The sequence below is a fragment of the Patulibacter sp. genome (genome assembly GCF_030655195.1).
GTDB lineage: Bacteria > Actinomycetota > Thermoleophilia > Solirubrobacterales > Solirubrobacteraceae > Patulibacter.
The window spans coordinates 1-17,770 of the sequence record NZ_JAURWA010000181.1 but is presented as its reverse complement, the minus strand read 5'-3'; the positions used below and the strand labels follow the sequence as shown (position 1 = coordinate 17,770).

Sequence of the window (17,770 nt, the reverse complement as noted above, 5' to 3'; positions counted from 1 at the left end):
GCCCGTCCGCCGCCCGCCCGTCCGCCGCCCGCCCGTCCCGTCCCGACCCGACCCGCCACCCGACACGCCGTCGCCCGCCCACCGATCCCCGCGACGCCCTGTCGCACCCTGCGATCCGGCCGCCGCCGCGCCTCGGCCGGGCGACTACCGTGGATCGCGTGAGCCCGTGGCCGACCACTCCGCCGACCGCCGCGCACCGGGCCGCCTACGCGAACGCGAAGCCCACGTCGTTCTGGCTCGACGAGGAGCACGGCGGGGTCCGCCGCCCGGACCCGGCGCCCGCGCTGGTGGGCTCGACGACCGCCGACCTGTGCATCGTCGGCGGCGGCTTCACGGGTCTGTGGGCCGCGCTGCACGCCAAGCGCGACGATCCCGACCGCGACGTCGTCCTGCTCGAGGGCGAGACCTGCGGCTTCGGCGGCAGCGGTCGCAACGGCGGCTTCTGCGTCGCCTCCCTGACCCACGGCCTGCACAACGGGGCGGCGCGGTTCGCCGACGAGCTGACGACCCTCGAGCGCCTCGGCCTGCAGAACCACGCGGAGCTCTGCGCCGACCTCGAGCGGTACGGGATCGACTGCGAGCTGGAGCACACCGGCGAGCTCGACGTCGTCCTCGACCCGACCCGTGCCGACTGGCCCGAGGAGGACGCGGCGCTGCTGCGCGCCCACGGCCACGACGTCGTCGTCCTGGACCGCGACGCCGCCCGCGCCCAGCTCGACTCGCCCGTCGTCCACGGCGCCCTGTGGGACCGGACCGGCGCGTCGCTCGTGCACCCGGGCAAGCTCGCGCTCGGTCTGCGCGCCGCGGTGCTCGCCGCCGGCGTCCGCGTCCACGAGCACACCCCGGTCGCCGAGCTGCGCGACGCCCCCGCCACCGGCGCCCGCCCCGGCCCCGCCGCATCCGCCGGTGCCGGAGTCGACCCCGCCGCGTCCGCCGGCGCCGTCGACGTCGTCTGCTCGCAGGGCACCGTCCGGGCCGCCCAGGTCGTGCTGGGCACCAACGCGTTCCGGCCGCTCGTGCGCGAGATCCGCCGCTACGTCGTGCCGGTCTACGACTACGTCCTGATGACCGAGCCGCTGACGCCGGAGCAGCGCGCGTCGATCGGCTGGGCGGGCCGGCAGGGGATGGGCGACGACCAGAACCGCTTCCACTACTTCCGGCTGACCGCCGACGACCGCGTCCTCTGGGGCGGCTACGACGCGGTCTACCGGTACGGCGGCCCCGTCGGCCCCGAGCACGACGAGAGCGACGAGGTCTTCGCGCGCCTGTCGCAGCAGTTCTCGACCGCCTTCCCGCAGCTCGACGGCATCCGCTTCAGCCACCGCTGGGGCGGCGCGATCGACACCTGCTCGCGCTTCTCGGTCTTCTTCGGCACCGCCCACCACGGCCGCGTGGCGTACGCCGCGGGCTACACGGGGCTCGGCGTGGCGGCGACCCGATTCGGCGCCCGCGTGGCGCTCGACCTCGTCGACGGACGCGACACGGAGGCCACGCGCCTGCGCTACGTCCGTGAGAAGCCGACCCCGTTCCCGCCCGAGCCGCTCCGCTCGATCGGCATCCGGATCACCCAGAACCGCATGGCCGCGGAGGACCGCACCGGCCGCCGCGGCGTCTGGCTGAAGACCCTCGACCGGCTCGGCCTCGGCTTCGACTCCTGAGGCCCGCGGTGGCGCCGCCGAGACCGCTCGCCACTGCCCGCCGACCGACCGACCGCTCGCACGCCGACCGACCGCTCGCACGCCGACCGAGCCCCCACTCCGACCGAGCCCCCACGTCGACCGAACCCGCCCGCCGCCCCACGACGACCAGGATCCCCATGCCCCTCGACCTCGCCCTCCTGAACGCCCGCGTCCGCACCCTGGACCCGGACCGCCCGTCCGCCTCGGCGCTCGGCGTGCAGGACGGGCGCATCGCCGTGGTCGGCGACGACGCCGAGGTCCGCGCGCTCGCGGGGCCGGCCACCGAGACGATCGACCTGGCCGGTGCCGCCGTCGTGCCCGGGCTGATCGACGCCCACACCCACCCGTTCAAGGGCGCGATCGACGCACGCGGCGCCGACCTCACCGGCGCCCGCACGATCGACGAGGTCCGCCGGCGGTTGACCGAGGAGCGCGCTCGGATCCCGGACGGCGCCTGGGTCCTCGGCTTCGGCCTGGGTTACGACGTCTTCGCCGCGACGGGCGCGCGCGGCGCGCTGATCGAGGACGCGGTCGGCGGCGCCCCCGCGTTCCTGCTGTTCATGGACCTCCACACCGGCCTCGCCTCGCCCCGCGCGCTCGAGCTCGCCGGGGTCACCGGTCCCGTCGCGTTCGACGAGCAGTCCGAGGTCGTCTGCGAGGACGGTCAGCCGACCGGCGAGCTGCTCGAGTGGGCCGCGATGGACCTCGTCCGCGGCGCGATCCCCGAGCTCACCGACGACGATCGCCACCGGCTCTACGTCGCGCAGCTTCGGCGCTTCGCCGCGCTGGGCATCACCGGCACCCACGCGATGGACGGCTCGCTCGCCACCCACGACACGCTGCGTCGCCTGGAGGCCGACGGCGACCTGCGGACCCGCGTCGTCGCGCCGTTCTGGGTCACCCCGGACACGCCGCGCGACGAGTGGGTCCTCCTCGCCGGGCACCGCGACGCGTCCGGCGAGCGGTGGCGCGGCGGCGTGGCGAAGTTCTTCGTCGACGGGGTGATCGACTCCGGCACGGGCTGGCTCGTCGAGCCCGACACGGAGGGCGACGGCACCCTGCCGTTCTGGCCCGACCCCGCCCGGTACCGCGAGGCCGTGGGCTTCTTCGCCGGCCACGGGTTCCAGTGCGCGACCCACGCGTGCGGCGACCGCGCCGTCCGCGAGGCGCTCGACGCCTACCGGGCGACCGGCGCGGTCGGGGTGCCGGTCCACGGGTCGCTGCGGGCGGGGGAGCGGCCGGGCGGCCGCGGGACCGACGGCCCGCCCTCCCCGGCGTCGCCCGGCCCGTCCCCGGACGCCCGCGTCCAGCACCGGGTCGAGCACATCGAGACGATCCAGCCGGAGGACCTGCCGCGCTTCGCCGCGGAAGGCGTCACGGCGTCGATGCAGACCCAGCACATGATGGACCTCGCCCCCGACCGGTCCGACAACTGGTCGCGCCGCCTGGGGCCCGACCGCTGCGACCGCGCGTTCCTCACCCGCGCGATCTGGGAGTCCGGCGCCCTGGTGGCCCTCGGCTCGGACTGGCCCGTCGTCGGCCTGGACCCGCGCGAGGGGATGGCCAGCGCCCGCCTGCGTCGCGACCCCTCCGACCCCGGCCGCGCACCGTACGACGACCAGGCGATCGACGGTCTGCAGGCCCTCCTGGGCTACACCCGCAACGCGGCGCGCGCGGTGGGCGAGGACCACCGCCGCGGCACGATCCGCCCCGGCTTCGACGCCGATCTCACCGTGCTCGCCGAGGACCCGGTCGACGTGCCGGCGGAGGACCTCATGGGCGTCCCGGTGGTGCTGACGGTCGTCGCGGGCGAGGTCGTCCACCGGGCGGGCTGAGGGCACGGAACGAGCCGACCCGCCGTCGCCGGGCGCCCGGGACCGACCCGCCCGGGACCGACCCGCCCGGCCCGGCCGCCCCTCGACGCCTCGACCCCCGGAACGGCGTGGGCCTCACCGCCGCCCGTCGACGTCCCCGTTCTGCGGGCAGCCCTCGCGCCAGCTGACCCCGTCGTAGCCGGTGACGTAGGCGTCGGCACCGGGATCGATGCCCCGGACCGCCCGGCAGATCGACGCGATCTTCCCGGAGTCGCGGACGGCGCTCCCCTCCTGCAGCTGGTTCGCGGGGTTCTCGCGCTCCTCGCGGGTCACCCAGGCCGTCAGCACCGTGAAGCGGTCGCGCTCGAACGTCAGGTCCACGACCGTGTCCTCGCCGGCGATCCGCTCCGCCGCGCGCAGGACCGCGGGCGCGCGGACGCTCCGCGCCTCCAGACCGCGCAGCCGCGGGTCGGGGACGGACGCGCGGTCCGGTGGATCGCCCGACCCGCCGCACCCGGCGAGGAGGAGGGGGACCAGGACGCACGGCAGGACGACGACTGCCCGGGACGGCACACGCATGGCGCCACCGTAGACGGTCGGGGCACGGCGGTCGACGGTGTCCGCGTCGGGAGCGCCGATCCCCGTCCGGGACGACGGGCGTCCGCGACCCCGTCCGGCGACGCGACGCTCTGTCGTCCAGACCCGGCAACCCTCCGACGGCCTGCACGTACCATGGGCCTCCGTCCGCGCGAGAGCCTGCGGACCACGTCCAGTCGGGGCGCTCGAGGTTCATCCGCCTGGCCAGTCCGGGTGCGGCGATCCTCGGACATCCTCCTCAGGATCAGCTCCATCGACCGGCCCCGTGCCGAGGAGGTCCCATGACCACGGTCCCCGAGAGCACCGAGACGTCCCGCCCGCCGGCCGCGGCAGGCGACGCCGCCGAGCAGCGCGACATCTGTCTCGAGCACGTGCACAAGCGCTACGGCGACCAGACCGTCATCGGGGACCTGTCGCTCGACATCGAGCAGGGCCGCTTCTACGCGCTGCTCGGCCCCTCGGGCTGCGGGAAGACGACGACGCTGCGGATGATCGGCGGCTTCGAGCTGCCCACGAGCGGCACGGTCCGCCTCGCGGGCCAGGACGTCACGCAGCTGCCGCCGCACAAGCGCGAGGTCAACACGGTCTTCCAGTCCTACGCGCTGTTCCCGCACCTCTCCGTCGAGAAGAACGTCGCCTTCGGCCTCGAGCGCCGCAAGGTCGACAAGCACGAGACGAAGAAGCGCGTCGCGGAGATGCTCGAGACCGTCCAGCTCTCGCACCTCGCCAAGCGCAAGCCGGGCCAGCTCTCGGGCGGGCAGGCCCAGCGCGTGGCGCTCGCCCGCGCGCTGGTCAACAAGCCGCGCGCCCTGCTGCTGGACGAGCCGCTCGGCGCCCTGGACCTGCGCCTGCGCCGCCAGCTGCAGGACCAGCTCAAGCAGATCCAGCGCGACATCGGCATCACCTTCGTGCACGTCACGCACGATCAGGAGGAGGCCATGAGCATGGCCGACACGATCGCCGTGATGAACGGCGGAGCGATCGAGCAGCAGGGCTCCGCCGAGGACCTCTACGAGCGTCCCGAGACGTCGTTCGTCGCGAACTTCCTCGGCACCTCGAACCTCATCGACGTCACGCCCGAGAGCGCGCCGGTCGACCACGAGTTCAGCCGCGGCACCACCGTCGACCTCGAGCCCGTCCGCTACCTGACCCACCGCGCCGAGGGGTACGCCGGGCCGATCCGGATCGGCGTCCGGCCCGAGAAGGTCCGCCTGTACGCCACGGACCAGGAACCGCCCGAGGGCGACAACGTCCTGCACGGCAAGGTCGTCCAGTCGACGTTCCTCGGCGTCACGCTGCAGTACCTCGTCCGCACCGCGGGCGGGCTCGAGCTCAACGTGGTCGAGCCGAACCTCGTCGGCAACTCGGCCGGCACGTTCGGCGCCGGACAGGACGTTCAGGTCGCCTGGGACGCTCGGCAGACCTTCGTCGTGGAAGGGGGGTCCGCCGGTGCGTGAGGACGACGCCCGCGCCCAGAGCGCGCTCGAGCAGGCGATGGACGACCAGGTCCTGACCGGTCGGACCTCGCGGCGCCGCTTCGTCGGCCGCAGCGCCGGGGCCGCGCTGATGGCCACCGGCCTGGCGTCGGTCCTCTCCGCGTGCGGCATCACCGGCACGGCGACGAAGAACGTCGAGCAGCTCGAGCAGGAGGCCGCGGACGTCCGGCACCCGAAGGTCCCGATCGGCAACTGGACGTTCTCCAACTGGCCGCTCTACATGGACAAGTCGGTGCTGACGGCCTTCAACCGCAAGTACGGCGGCAAGGTCAAGTACGTCGAGGACATCAACGACAACAACGACTTCTTCGGCAAGGTCCGCCAGCAGCTGACGCAGGACAAGCCGATCGGCCGCGACATCGTCGTGCTCACCGACCCGATGGCCTCGCGCTGGGTCCGCTCCGGCTTCGTCACGCCGTACGACTTCCGGAACGTGCCCAACCGGGACAACCTCGTCTCGACGCTGCAGTCGATCTCCTACGACCCCAAGCGGCAGTTCACCCTGCCGTTCCAGTCCGGCGCCATCGGCATCGGCTACGACATCCGGGCGACGGGCCGCGAGCTCACGAGCATGAAGGAGTTCTTCAACCCGGAGTTCAAGGGCAAGTGCACCATGCTCGCCGAGCCGTACGACTCCGCGTCGAGCGTGCTCATCATGCAGGGCAAGAACCCCGCGAACGCGACGATCGACGACATGCTCGGCGCGGTCGAGTTCATCGCGGACGCCGCCGGCAAGGGGCAGTTCCGGCGGTTCACCGGCAACGACTACACGACCGACCTGACCAAGGGCAACGTCGAGCTGGTCATGGCCTACTCCGGCGACATGGTGCAGCTGCAGGCCGACAACCCGAACCTGCGCTTCGCCTACCCCGAGGAGGGGGCGGTCCTCTTCACCGACAACCTCATGCTGCCGGCGAACGTCGCCCACCCGTACGCGGCGGAGACGATGCTCAACTACCTGTACGAGCCCGACGTCGCCGCGAAGCTCTGCGCGTACATCAACTACATCAGCCCGGTCTCCGGCATCCGCGAGATCCTCGAGAAGAGCGACCCGGACATCGCCAAGAACGAGCTGATCTTCCCGACCGACGAGATCCGCGAGCGCCTCAAGGTGTACCCGTCGCTCTCGACGATCGAGGAGCAGCGGATGTACGAGGCCATGGCGAAGGTCACGGGGGCCTGATCGTGTCGCTGTCGCGTCGCCGCAAGATGCTGCCCTGGTGGTTCGCCCTCCCAGGACTCCTGTGGCTCATCGTCTTCTTCGCCGTCCCGATCCTCAACCAGGTCAGCGTGTCGCTCATGAGCGGCGACCCGGAGAAGGGCTACGAGCTCACGTGGAGCTTCGCGACCTACTGGGACGCGATCCGCGACTACCACGCGCAGTTCACGCGCTCCTTCGGCTACGCGGGCGCCGCGACCCTGATCGACTTCGTCATCGCGTTCCCGCTGGCGTACTTCATCGCCTACAAGGCCGGCCGCTTCAAGGGCCTCTGGCTGCTCCTGGTGATCCTGCCGTTCTTCGTCTCGCAGGTCATGCGCACGGCGTCCTGGCAGCTGATCCTCAACGACCAGGGCTGGCTCGTCGCCCGCATGCAGGACGTCGGCATCGTCGCTGACGACGGCCGCTTCCTCGCGACCGGGAAGGCCGTGATCTTCGGCATCTCCTACAACTTCCTGCCGTTCATGGTCCTGCCGATCTACGCGACGCTGGACCGCATCGACCGACGCCTGATCGAGGCGGCCTCCGACCTCTACTGCAGCCGCTGGACCGCCTTCCGCAAGGTCACGCTCCCGCTCGCGGTGCCGGGCATCTTCGCCGGCTCGCTGCTGGTGTTCATCCCCGCGTGCGGCGACTACATCAACTCGTCGATCCTCGGCTCGTCGAACACCACGATGATCGGCAACGTCATCCAGTCGAAGTTCCTGAACATCCTGGACTACCCGACCGCCGCCGCGCTCTCGTTCATCCTGATGGGCGTGATCCTCCTGGGGATCGCCATCTACGGACGGGTGCTCGGAACGAAGAACCTGACGGAACTGGCGGGGTGATGCGCGTGACTTCTTTGTCCCGAGCACCTGAGGATGTCGTGCCCGCCCACCCCGAGAACCTGACGGAACTGGCGGGCTGAGCGATGGCGACGCAGACGCTCCCCACCGATCCCGCGGCGCCGCACGTGCCGGGAGTCGCGCCCTCCGCGGGCGCGCCCCGCCGGGACCGCGAGCCCGGTCGCGGCCGCAGGTGGCTCCTCGGCGTCTGGTCGACGCTGGCGATCCTCTTCCTGGTCGCGCCGATCCTGTTCATGATCGTCTTCTCGTTCAACGACAACCAGGGACGGTTCAACTTCGAGTGGCGCGGCTTCACGCTGAAGCACTGGGCCGACCCGTTCGCGAACGCCGACCTCGCCAAGGCGCTCGAGAACTCGCTGCTGATCGCTGTCCTCTCGACGGTCGTCGCGACCGCCATGGGCACGCTCCTGGCCATCGCGCTGGTCCGCCACCGCTTCCGCGGCCGCACCCCGACGGACTTCTTCGTCTTCCTGCCGATGGCCTCGCCCGAGGTCGTCATGGGCGCCTCGCTGCTGGCGATGTTCCTCGTCCTCGGCGTCGGCACCGGGTTCGGCACGATCCTGGTCGCCCACATCATGTTCTCGATCTCTTACGTCGTCGTGACCGTCAAGTCGCGCCTGGAGGGGATGGACCCGCACATCGAGGAGGCCGCGAAGGACCTCGGGGCGGGCGAGGTCTCGACGTTCTTCCGCGTGACGTTGCCGACGATCGCCCCGGGCGTCGCCGCCGCGGCGGTGCTGGCCTTCGCGCTCTCGATCGACGACTACATCGTCACGAGCTTCAACGCCGGCCAGACGCAGACGTTCCCGCTCTACATCTTCGGTGCGACGAAGCAGGGCGTGCCGCCCCAGGTGAACGTCCTCTCGACGATGCTGCTGATCCTCGTGCTCGGGCTGATGCTCCTCAACGTCGTGGTCCAGCGACGGCTCGCCGCACGGGACAGGGCCGCCCGGGCGTAGGCGACGGCCGCCGTCGCACGGACAGGGCCCCGCCCCCGTGTAGGCGCCGGCCGCCGTCGCGAACGTCGCCGGCCGGACCGCCGCTCCGGAGCGGAGTCCGGCACGCCGGGTCGTCCGCGGTGTGCGGTCCGACCACGTTCGATCGGGCGTGACCGCCCCGGGGGGCCCGTCGGACAAGACGGGTGCTCCCGCGATTGGCCCGCGTGGACAGCACCGTCCACGCGGGCGAACGCCCGGGCGCGGACCTCGTACATCGGGAGCCCCCGGCCGGGGTGGCCCACGGCGATGCTGCGGCTGTGACCGATCGACCCCCACGCATCGTCGCTCTCGGAGGAGGCGGGTTCTCCATGGAGCCGAAGAACCCGCTCATGGACGACTACGTGCTGGAGTTGTCCGGTGCGGAACGGCCGCGCATCTGCTTCCTCCCGACCGCCTCCGGTGACGCCGACCACTACGTCGTCCGCTTCTACCGGCGCTTCGGGGCCGGGCGCAGCGAGCCGTCGCACGTCTCGCTGTTCCGGCGCGACACGAGCGCCGGCGCCGTCGAGGGCAACCTGGAGGACCACCTCCTCTCGCAGGACGTCATCTACGTCGGCGGCGGGTCGCTGAAGAGCCTCCTGGGGGCCTGGCGCGCCCACGGCCTCGACCGCACCCTGCGGCGCGCGTGGAAGCAGGGCGTCGTGCTCTGCGGCCTCTCCGCCGGGTCGCTGTGCTGGTTCGCCGACTCGGTCACCGCCTTCCACGGCCCGAGCGAGCGGGTCAAGGGCCTCGGGCTCCTGCCGTACAGCAACTGCGTCCACTACGACGGCGAGCCGGAGCGCCGCCTGGCGTACCGCAACATGGTCGCCGCCGGGGTCCGTCGCGGCTTCGGCGTGGAGGACGGCGCGGCGCTGAGCTTCGTCGGCACCGAGCTGGACGAGGTCGTGACCTCCAAGCGCGACGCGACCGCCTACGACGTCGGCGTCGGGGTCGAGGGGCAGGTCCACGAGCACCGCATGGCGGCGCGATACCTCGGCGAGGCCAGGTCGGGTGCCCGTGAGAGCGGCGAGGAACCCTCCGGCCTGCGCGCGGCCCCCGACCCGCTGCCGGCGACGGCCGACGTGGCCGGGCCGCGCGCGGACGGGGCCGTGGCCGCGTGAGCAGCGCCCCCGTCTTCTGCATGGGCGGTGGAGGGTTCACCATGGAGCCCGGGCGCCCGGACCTCGACGCCTACATCCTCTCGCTGGCTCCGGTCCACCGGCCGCGGATCCTCTTCCTGCCGACCGCCAGCGGCGACCCGCAGGACCAGATCCTGCGCTTCGGGCGGGTCTTCGGCTCGTGGCCGTGCCGGCCGCGCATCCTCTCGCTGTTCCACCTCGAGGACGACCTCGACGAGCCGCTCGAGCACCTGATCCTCAGCCAGGACATCATCTACGTCGGCGGCGGCTCGATGCGCAACCTGCTGGCGCTGTGGCGGGCTCACGGGATCGCCGAGCTGCTGCTGGAGGCCAATCGTCGCGGCACCGTCCTCGCCGGGCTCTCCGCCGGCGCGATGTGCTGGATGCAGGGCGGGGTCTCGAAGTCCTCCGGTCGACCCGAGCCCATCGACGGCCTCGGCCTGATCCCCGGGTCCCTCAGCGTCCACGCCCGTCAACAGCCCGAGCGTGGCGTGGTCTACCGCGACGCGGTGGCGTCCGGGCGCCTGCCCGACGGGTGGACCGCCGACGACTACGCCGGCCTGCTGTTCGTCGACGGCGTGCTCGAGGAGGCCGTGGCCTGTCGGCCCGACGCATCGGTCGTCCAGGTCCAGCGGCGACGCGACGGGCGTCTCGTCGAGACGCTGGTCCCCGTGCGCCGCCTGGAGCCCGTGACCACCGAGCACGTCGAGGACGCCGTCGCCCGCCACACGGGCGAGGGTCCCGCCCCGATGGACGTCCGTGACGAGCTGCGGCTGGTCCGCCGCATCCGCGGCCGCGCCCTGGCCGGCCGGCCGGCGCGCGGGGCACGCCGGGCCAGCTGAGGTCGAGGCGACGCGGGGAGTGCCCGCCGACCCGCCGGGGGCGGCGGGCGGCGCGGGCGGGCGACCGCCGGGCCGGGTCTCGCCTCGTGCGCCGGAGGGGCACGCATCGCGACCAGGCCCGGTCCCGTCAGCGCACCCGGAAGGTCACTTTCGTGATCCCCGAGCGGTTGCCCGCCGCATCGGTCGCCGTGAGTCGGGCGACGTAGGTGCCCTTCGGCAGGCCCTTCGCCGGCAGCGCGAGCGTCTTGCCCGCTCCCGGCCTCGTGATCGTCGCCGTCGTCGTCACGGCCTTCCGCTCCCGCACGCAGGACCGCGCCTTCGCGGGCCGCCGGCGCGGGACCGCCACGCACCTCGCGCCCTTCCGGATGCCCGGCGCCGTCCGGACGACGGCCGCCGTCACGCGACCGGCCTCCGAGAGGCCGAAGCGGAACGTCGCCCGCCGTCGCCCGGCCCTGCCCACCTTCTTCAGCGCGACCTTTGCGGAGACCAACCTCGGGGCGCTCTCGTCGGCGGAGATCGACGGGCCGCCGGGGGTCGACGGGCCGCCGGGAGTCGACGCGGTGCCACCGCCGCCGCCACCGGCGCCGCCCCCGGACGGGCCCGGGTCCGTCGGCGTAGTCGGCGTCGGGCCCGGATCGACCGGGACGGCCGCCGTCTGGAACGTCCCGTCGGTGCCGGAGACCGCGACGACGCCGCCTTCGCGGATCGCCTCGACCCGGTAGTGGTAGACCGTCCCCGGCGCCAGGCCGGTCAACGCCGCGGAGCGGGCCTGCGCGCCGTCGCCCGCCCCGACGTCCTGCGTGGCCGTCGTCTGCCCATAGGCGGTCGTGGTGCCGTAGGCGAACCGCAGGCCGGTCGTGCGGCCGTTCGGGGTCACCGAGCCGTTCAGGGTCGCGGCGCTCTGCGCGAGGCCACCCGCCGGGGCGGTCGTCGCGACGGGGATCTCGAGCCGTCCGCAGGCGGCCTGCGGGGAGTTCAGGCCCCAGTGGCGCAGCGTGCCGGTGTCGTTTGGCTCGAAGTCGGTGATCCGCAACCTCCACGTTCCCGCGGCGGTCCTGCCGTTGAAGGCGCTGAGCGGGGACGCGGGCCTGATCGTCCCGGTGACCGGCGCCGCGGTCGCGACCGGCAGGGCGCCGGCGTCGTCGTCGAAGATCGCATCGAGGATGTCGTCGCCGCCGTTGTTGCCGTCGTCCAGCCGGTCGAGGACCCGGACGATCGTCCCGTCGGGGTGTACGAGGTCGATGGCGATGTCGCCGAGCCAGGTGTGCCGGAGCTCGTCGATCCGCAGGTCGACGTCGGTGATGGTGCCGGTGCCCCGGAGGGTGAACGGGGCATCGGTCACCCCGGGGGTGGCGCCGGAGGCGTCGTTGAGCGCGAGGACCCGGCTGCTCCCCGGGCGCGGGTCGACGGTGACCGGCACCGTGAGGGTGCCCTCGGAGGAGCTGACCGCGATCGAGAGCGCGCTCTTGGTCGTGCAGGCCCCGGCCGGCATCTTGGCGACGAACGGCGCGGTGCTCGAAGCGGTGCGTCCCTTCCCGAGCACGGGCCACGTCGCGTTCGGCGCGAGCACCGTGATGCCCGCCGGGACCGTCAGCGTTCCGGTGACCCCGTTCAGGTCGGTGACCCCGATGCCGGCCACGGGCGCGACGATGCGGAGCTCCTCGCCGGGCTCGACCTCCCCGTCAGCATCTCCGGCCGGGTAGGGGTCGGTGACGACGGCGGGCCCGGCCGACCGCAGCCCGGCCGGGGCGCTGAAGCCCTCCGTCGGGTTGGTCGCATCCGCGCTCGCGGTCGTCGCGTCGGCACCCATCCCGCGGTTGCGGAAGACCTCCCACACCGTGGAGTAGGTGTCGTCCGCGGCGCCCGGGGCGCTGCGCATGGCGACGGCCTGCTGCAGGATCGCGTCGCGCATGTCCAGCATCGACGGGTTCGCGGCCGAGAGCCGCATGCCGCCGGTGACGAGCGCCAGCGCGCTGGTGCGACCGGCCGCCGCTCCGAACTTCGTGATCAGCGCGGCGCGGAGGTCCCAGAGCGTCTCGGCCCAGATCTCCCCGCCGTTGTGCGGGCTGTCGAGCCTCGTGCCCTTCATGTCGCCGTACGTGTAGCCGCCGGGGATCGAGGTCGCGGTGCCGTTGCCGTTGCAACCGACCACGCCCGCCGGGTTCACCGGGCAGTCCGTCGGCTTGGCGCGCACGCCGGCGGGACCGACCGCGTACGCCCCGAGCTTCAACTCCGCGCTGGCGGCGGTGTCGGTGACGGTGCCCTCGCCGACGAGCAGGTCCAGGGCATAGAAGTCGCTCCAGGCCTCGCCCATCATCGACCCCTGGTTCGAGCTGAGCGTGGAGCTGCCCGACGCGTTGACGACGAGGCGGTTGCTCAGGCCGTGGCCGTACTCGTGGTAGACGATGTCGGCGACGTCGGACCCGTTCGCGCCGCGCGCCTGGAAGAGGAACATCTGCATCCGGGGCGCCTGGCCGTCCGGGGGCGTGGTCATGTTCGCGTTGCTGAAGCCCTGCCCGTCGTTGACCTCCACCTGCACGTAGTCGTTGCCGAGACCCTGGCCGGTCGTGTTCGTCCGCTGGAAGTTGCGCGACGCCTCCGTGAAGCCGATCGGCGCCGCGGCGAGGTGGTCGTGGTACCGACTGACCAGCGCGTGGGCGTTGGACGCCGCCTGGAACTGGTTCGCGACCGCTGTCGGGCGGTTCGTGCCGTCCCAGGTGCAGCCCGTGGTCGGGCAGGTGCGCCCGGCCGCGGGGGCCACCGGCGTGGCCGTGTAGAGCCAGTCGGGCCCGCCGCCGCTCGTCCCGCTCTGCGGGATCTGCACGCGCGTCCCGCCGAGCTCGTTCCCGGGCGCCGGGTCCTGGTCGGTGGGGTCGACGTACGTCCGCGCGTACTGGCCCCACAGGCGCGTGCCGCCGGCGTCGTCGTCGTAGTAGGCCGCCGGCATCGTCTCCTGCACGGCGGGGGTTCGGTCGGGGTCGGCGGCGTAGCGCTTGATCTGGCCGAGGTGGCTCGTGAGGTCCTGGCGCCGCAGGAGCGCCCCGTCCTCCGCGTCGATGAGAACCTCGTAGAGGTGGTCGTCGTCGGCGGTGGTGACGACGTTCCACGCCAGGCGGGGGCCGTCGGCCGTGGCGCTCCAGCGGAGCGTGGCGCGGTCGCCGTTGGCGAAGGTCGTCGTCCTCGACGGTCCCGTCGACGACGCGGTCGACCGTGGCGGCAGGCCGGCGGTCCTCGTGCTCTCGCGTGCCTCGCCGAGCGACGCGCCCGCGGAGATGCCGGGCGTCGCGGCGGGGAGCTCCGCGCCGGGAACGGGGGCCCCGGTCACGTTGATCAGACGGCCCGCTCGCGTGACGGCGGCGGTGATCCCGCTGTCCACGGACCGGACGCCGTCGAGGGTCTGGTTGAAGCGCAGGTGGGTGATGCCGTCGGGGCTGACCTCTCGTGCGACGAGCTCGAGGTGGTCGACGTCGGCCTTCGACAGGCCGAACGCGTCGCCCTGCTCGCGGACGTACCCGAGGACGATCTGCTCGGGCCGGAGCGTCGAGGGACCGGTCAGCAGGCCGTCCGTGCGCCCGACGAACGAGACGCCGCCCCCGGCGCGATCCGTGCGGACCTCGCCCTCCGGGCCGAGCTCGCGGTCGAGGGCCTTGCGCGCGGACTGCTGGGAGGCGGGCACCGGGGCACGGTCCGCGGCGCGGCGGTCGACGTTGGGCAGGCCATCGTCGGGGCCGGTCGCGCCGAGGGCGGGCGAGGCGGTGAGCAGTGCGACCGTGCAGGCCGCGGCGGCGGTGAGCCGACCTGGGCGCATGGGATTCCTCCTGGGCTTCGCGTCCGTCCGGGGCGCGGCGGCGGTCTGCGCGACGAGACGATGGGAGGAGCACCGGGCCGGTCGACCTGCGGGCACTATAGGCGCGCGGCAGCGTCAGGTGGACGCCGTGCGCACGTGGACGACGACCGCGCGGACCGCGGTGGACGGACGGTGGGGCTCCGGGCGTCGAGCGCGCTGGACGCGCCGCCCGAGGCGGCGCGTCGTGCGGTGGCCTACGCCGCGCGGGCGGCGCGGACGAGGTCGACCGCGGCCGCGATGCGGGTGCGGAGGACCTCGGGGTCCAGTGCGGCGACGGCGGCCGGCGCGACGGTCTCCGGGGCCGGCGCGATGGCGGGCGCCTCGTCGGCGGCCGTCTCGATCACGGGGATGTCGGCCTTGCCGGGCGACTCGGCGGTGGCCGCCTCGGGCGCGTCCGCCGCGGGCTTGCGACCGCGACCGCCGCGGGAGCGGGACCGGGAGCGCTTCGGCTTGGGCTCCTCGGCGATCGAGGGCGACTCGCCGGGGGTCGCGGCCTCGACCGGCGCCTCGACGGCCTCGACGGCGGGGGCGTCGGTCGCCGCGGCGGCCTTCGCGCCACGGGAGCGCGTGCGCTTCTTCGGCTCCTCGGCGGGCGCGTCGTCGGCGGCCGTGGCGACGGGCGCCTCCTCGGGCGAGGCCTTCTTCGCGCGCGGGCGACGGGCGGGCTTGGCGGCCTCGGGCTCGGCGGCGGCCTCGGCGCCCCCGGAGCGGCGACGCCGGGTCGCGGGCTTCTTCTCGGCAGGAGCCTCGGCGGCCGCCTCGTCGCTGCCGCCGGAGCGGGCGCGACGCTTGGCCGCGGGCTTCTTCGCCGCGGGGGCGGCGGGGGCGTCGAGCCAGTTCTCCGCCAGGTCGACACGCGCCTTGTCGCCGGTGCCCGTCACGACGACGGGCACGGACGTGCCGACGATGCTCTCGCGCACGCTGATCGGCACGGTGACGCGCTTGGTGACCTCGCGGCCGCCGTCGAGCTCGAGCCGGACCTGGCCAGCGGTCGCGCGGAGGACCTTCGCGGTCGTCTGGGAGGAAGCAGCGTCGGTAGCCATGGGCCGCCGGATGCTACGCCCTGTCGGCCCTCCGCCGCTGCGCGGCGGGTCGGCCCGGCGGCGGCGCGCGGACACGTCGCCGACCCGGCCGTTCGCGAGCGACCGGGTGGACGGCGTCCCGCGCCGCGTGGGCGGGCGGCCGACGGCGGGCTCGCACCGGCGACCACCTCGTCCGTCGGGCCGGGCGAGTCGGGTCCCCGTTGCGACGATCGTCCGATGGCGGGGCCCCTCGGTGCCGTCTAGGTTGGCGGGGTGTCCCGGATCGTCGGTCTCCTCCTCGGCCCCCGCGACCTGCGACCGGCGGCGCTCGCCGTCCTGGCCCTCGCGGCCGTCGCCGTCGGCGTCGGGGCCTGGGAGCACGCCCGCCTCTACCACGACGGCTACTCGTCGATCCGGTGGATCGGCCCGCTGTTCCTCGTCAACGCGATCACGTCGCTCGTGGTGATCCTGCTGCTGATCGCGCGCCGTCCCGTCCTCTTCGTCCTGGGCTCGCTCGCGATCAGCCTCGGCTCGATCGTCGCGATCGTCCTGACCCGCAACGGGGACGGGCTCTTCGGCTTCCGCGAGTCGGGCTACGCCGCCGCCGCCGGCCTGACGCTCGGCGCCGAGATCGTCGCGGTGCTGCTGACCGTCGCGGGGGTGGTGCTGGGCCGGGGCGCCCTCGGCCTCGACCCGCCGCCGCCGCCGTCCGAGGCGCCCCGGACGGAGGTGCTCGTATGACCGCCACCGGGGTCCGCTGGATGCTCGCCGCCGTCGTGACGATCGCGCTCGGCAGCGCGATCCTCGGGATCGGCCAGGGCGGGGGAGGCACCGACGAGGACGCGTCGGCGACCACCACGACCACGAACGGGACCCGGACCGCCGTGACCGCGCTGGGCGCCGTCGCCGACCGCGGTCGGCAGAGCTTCGAGGACAACGGCTGCGGCGGCTGCCACCGCCTCGCGGACGCCGGGACGAACGGGACCATCGGCCCGGACCTCGACGAGGTGCTCTCCGACGACACCGTGGCCGCGATCCGCGAGGACATCCTGGACCCGGGCGCGGAGGCGACCCCGGGCTTCCCCTCGGGCCGCATGCCCGACGGCTACGACCGCCTCCCGGCCGCCGAGCTCGACGCCCTGGTGCGCTACCTGCAGGCGGCGACCTCGGGGCGATAGCGGGGCCGGGCGGAGCGGCCGGGCTGCCGTGGCCCGTCTGGTGGGCGGTGCGGGCGGCCGTATGGCGCGGACGGCGGATGGCGCGGTGGGTTCGGCCGTTCGCGTGCAGCGGCCGGCAGCGGGGGCGCGGTGGGTTCGGCCGTCCGCGTGCAGCGGCCGGCGGCGGGGGCGCTTGGGGCGGGGCGAGCGGCGAGCGACGGCGGCGGGTCAGTCGTCCGCGCCGGCACCCGTGAGCGTCAGGACGAGCTGCCGGGCGCCGCCGCGGTCGCGGTGCTCGCAGAGGGTGATGCCCTGCCAGGTGCCCAGTGCGAGCCGACCGTCCGTCACCGGGATCGTCAGGTCCGGCCCGGTGAGCGCGGACTTCACGTGCGCCGGCATGTCGTCGGGCCCTTCGAACGTGTGGGTCCAGGCGAACTCCTCGGGCACGGCGACGTCCATCCAGGTCCGCAGGTCGCGGCGGACGTCGGGACTCGCGTTCTCGTTCAGCGTCAGCCCGGCGGAGGTGTGGCGGCAGAAGACGTGCAGGAGCCCGACCCGCACCTGCGCGAGCTCCGGGATCCCGGCTTCCACCTCGTCGGTCACGAGGTGGAAGCCGCGCGGCCGCGGCCGCAGGGCGATGGTGTGCTGGACCCAGACCATCCGTCGATGGTCGCAGGACACGACGGGGCCCCGACCCCGTGAACGCGACACACCCCACGAGACCACCGGGTGCATATCGCGTTCCCCCGGCGTGGATCGGGTCGCCGTCGGAGCCCTCGCAGGGGGTGGGCGCGTCCGTTCTCCCCGACCGCCGACCTGTCCGCGCGGGGCGCCGACGAAGCCCGGCGGAACAGGGGCCGACGTCCCGGACGCACGGATCCGACGACGACGACGTGCGGCACGTGCCCCGACGTGCGACGTGCCTCACGTCAAGGTCGCCTCCGCACCGGGAAGGTGCGGCACCCCCCGCGGTGTCCTTGCGTTCCGCACGTTTCGGACGTCGCGCCCGCTCCCCCTGCTGCGCCGTCCCGCCTTCCGCGCGCGTTCGACCTTCGGCGCCCACCCTGCCGGCCCCGCCCCGCCCGCGGGCTGCGCCCGCGCTCGTCCCGCCTTCGGCGCCCACGCTGCCGCCC

14 protein-coding genes are annotated in these 17,770 nt (G+C 74.1%); 10 read left to right on the top strand and 4 right to left on the bottom strand.

Translation table 11 applies throughout. The features are described 5' to 3' along the window. Positions 1 to 158 precede the first annotated feature (158 nt). Together Q7T67_RS19645 and Q7T67_RS19640 are read left to right on the top strand one after the other, a co-directional pair. A complete protein-coding gene (locus Q7T67_RS19645; protein WP_304793920.1) occupies positions 159 to 1,658 on the top strand; it encodes an FAD-binding oxidoreductase in 1,500 nt (499 codons plus the stop codon). A gap of 158 nt (positions 1,659 to 1,816) precedes the next feature. Continuing rightward, on the top strand, positions 1,817 to 3,514 hold the full coding sequence (locus Q7T67_RS19640) for an amidohydrolase (protein WP_304793918.1): 1,698 nt from the start codon (positions 1,817 to 1,819) through the stop codon (positions 3,512 to 3,514). Between the two features lie 114 nt (positions 3,515 to 3,628). Here the strand turns inward: Q7T67_RS19640 and Q7T67_RS19635 are convergent, their stop codons facing one another. Beyond that, entirely contained in the window at positions 3,629 to 4,072 is a 444-nt protein-coding gene (locus Q7T67_RS19635) for a hypothetical protein (RefSeq protein ID WP_304793912.1), read from the bottom strand. A 299-nt stretch (positions 4,073 to 4,371) separates the two neighbouring features. Here Q7T67_RS19635 and Q7T67_RS19630 point away from each other — a divergent pair, with 299 nt between their 5' ends. The 6 genes from Q7T67_RS19630 to Q7T67_RS19605 all read left to right on the top strand — a co-directional run bounded on the left by Q7T67_RS19630 (position 4,372) and on the right by Q7T67_RS19605 (position 10,611). Then, positions 4,372 to 5,547: an ABC transporter ATP-binding protein gene (locus tag Q7T67_RS19630; RefSeq protein ID WP_304793909.1), complete on the top strand. Its 1,176-nt coding sequence runs from the start codon at positions 4,372 to 4,374 to the stop codon at positions 5,545 to 5,547. After that, positions 5,540 to 6,769, top strand: coding sequence for a spermidine/putrescine ABC transporter substrate-binding protein (locus Q7T67_RS19625; RefSeq protein ID WP_304793906.1), 1,230 nt, complete (start codon positions 5,540 to 5,542; stop codon positions 6,767 to 6,769). Before Q7T67_RS19630 ends, Q7T67_RS19625 begins: the two co-directional genes overlap by 8 nt. Before the next feature lie 2 nt (positions 6,770 to 6,771). Continuing rightward, positions 6,772 to 7,635 (top strand): ABC transporter permease, encoded by an 864-nt coding sequence (locus Q7T67_RS19620; protein ID WP_304793903.1) that lies wholly within the window; start codon positions 6,772 to 6,774, stop codon positions 7,633 to 7,635. Positions 7,636 to 7,718: 83 nt separating this feature from the next. Then, the gene (locus Q7T67_RS19615; RefSeq protein ID WP_304793900.1) at positions 7,719 to 8,612 is read left to right on the top strand and encodes an ABC transporter permease; all 894 of its coding nucleotides are present in this window, start codon (positions 7,719 to 7,721) and stop codon (positions 8,610 to 8,612) included. Positions 8,613 to 8,908: 296 nt separating this feature from the next. Next, positions 8,909 to 9,751 (top strand): peptidase E, encoded by an 843-nt coding sequence (locus Q7T67_RS19610; protein WP_304793897.1) that lies wholly within the window; start codon positions 8,909 to 8,911, stop codon positions 9,749 to 9,751. After that, positions 9,748 to 10,611, top strand: coding sequence for a peptidase E (locus Q7T67_RS19605; RefSeq protein ID WP_304793894.1), 864 nt, complete (start codon positions 9,748 to 9,750; stop codon positions 10,609 to 10,611). The genes Q7T67_RS19610 and Q7T67_RS19605 overlap by 4 nt, the downstream gene beginning before the upstream one ends. Before the next feature lie 127 nt (positions 10,612 to 10,738). On the opposite strand, the gene Q7T67_RS19600 is transcribed toward Q7T67_RS19605, so the two are convergent. Together Q7T67_RS19600 and Q7T67_RS19595 are read right to left on the bottom strand one after the other, a co-directional pair. Beyond that, positions 10,739 to 14,419: a M36 family metallopeptidase gene (locus Q7T67_RS19600; RefSeq protein WP_304793891.1), complete on the bottom strand. Its 3,681-nt coding sequence runs from the start codon at positions 14,417 to 14,419 to the stop codon at positions 10,739 to 10,741. Positions 14,420 to 14,652: 233 nt separating this feature from the next. Further along, positions 14,653 to 15,501, bottom strand: coding sequence for a hypothetical protein (locus tag Q7T67_RS19595; protein ID WP_304793889.1), 849 nt, complete (start codon positions 15,499 to 15,501; stop codon positions 14,653 to 14,655). Positions 15,502 to 15,753: 252 nt separating this feature from the next. Here Q7T67_RS19595 and Q7T67_RS19590 point away from each other — a divergent pair, with 252 nt between their 5' ends. Both Q7T67_RS19590 and Q7T67_RS19585 read left to right on the top strand, forming a co-directional pair. Then, positions 15,754 to 16,221, top strand: a complete 468-nt coding sequence (locus Q7T67_RS19590; protein WP_304793887.1) for a hypothetical protein — start codon at positions 15,754 to 15,756, stop codon at positions 16,219 to 16,221. Continuing rightward, entirely contained in the window at positions 16,218 to 16,658 is a 441-nt protein-coding gene (locus Q7T67_RS19585; protein ID WP_304793884.1) for a cytochrome c, read from the top strand. The genes Q7T67_RS19590 and Q7T67_RS19585 overlap by 4 nt, the downstream gene beginning before the upstream one ends. A 207-nt stretch (positions 16,659 to 16,865) precedes the next feature. Here the strand turns inward: Q7T67_RS19585 and Q7T67_RS19580 are convergent, their stop codons facing one another. Next, positions 16,866 to 17,297, bottom strand: coding sequence for a secondary thiamine-phosphate synthase enzyme YjbQ (locus Q7T67_RS19580; RefSeq protein WP_304793881.1), 432 nt, complete (start codon positions 17,295 to 17,297; stop codon positions 16,866 to 16,868). Positions 17,298 to 17,770: the final 473 nt, after the last annotated feature.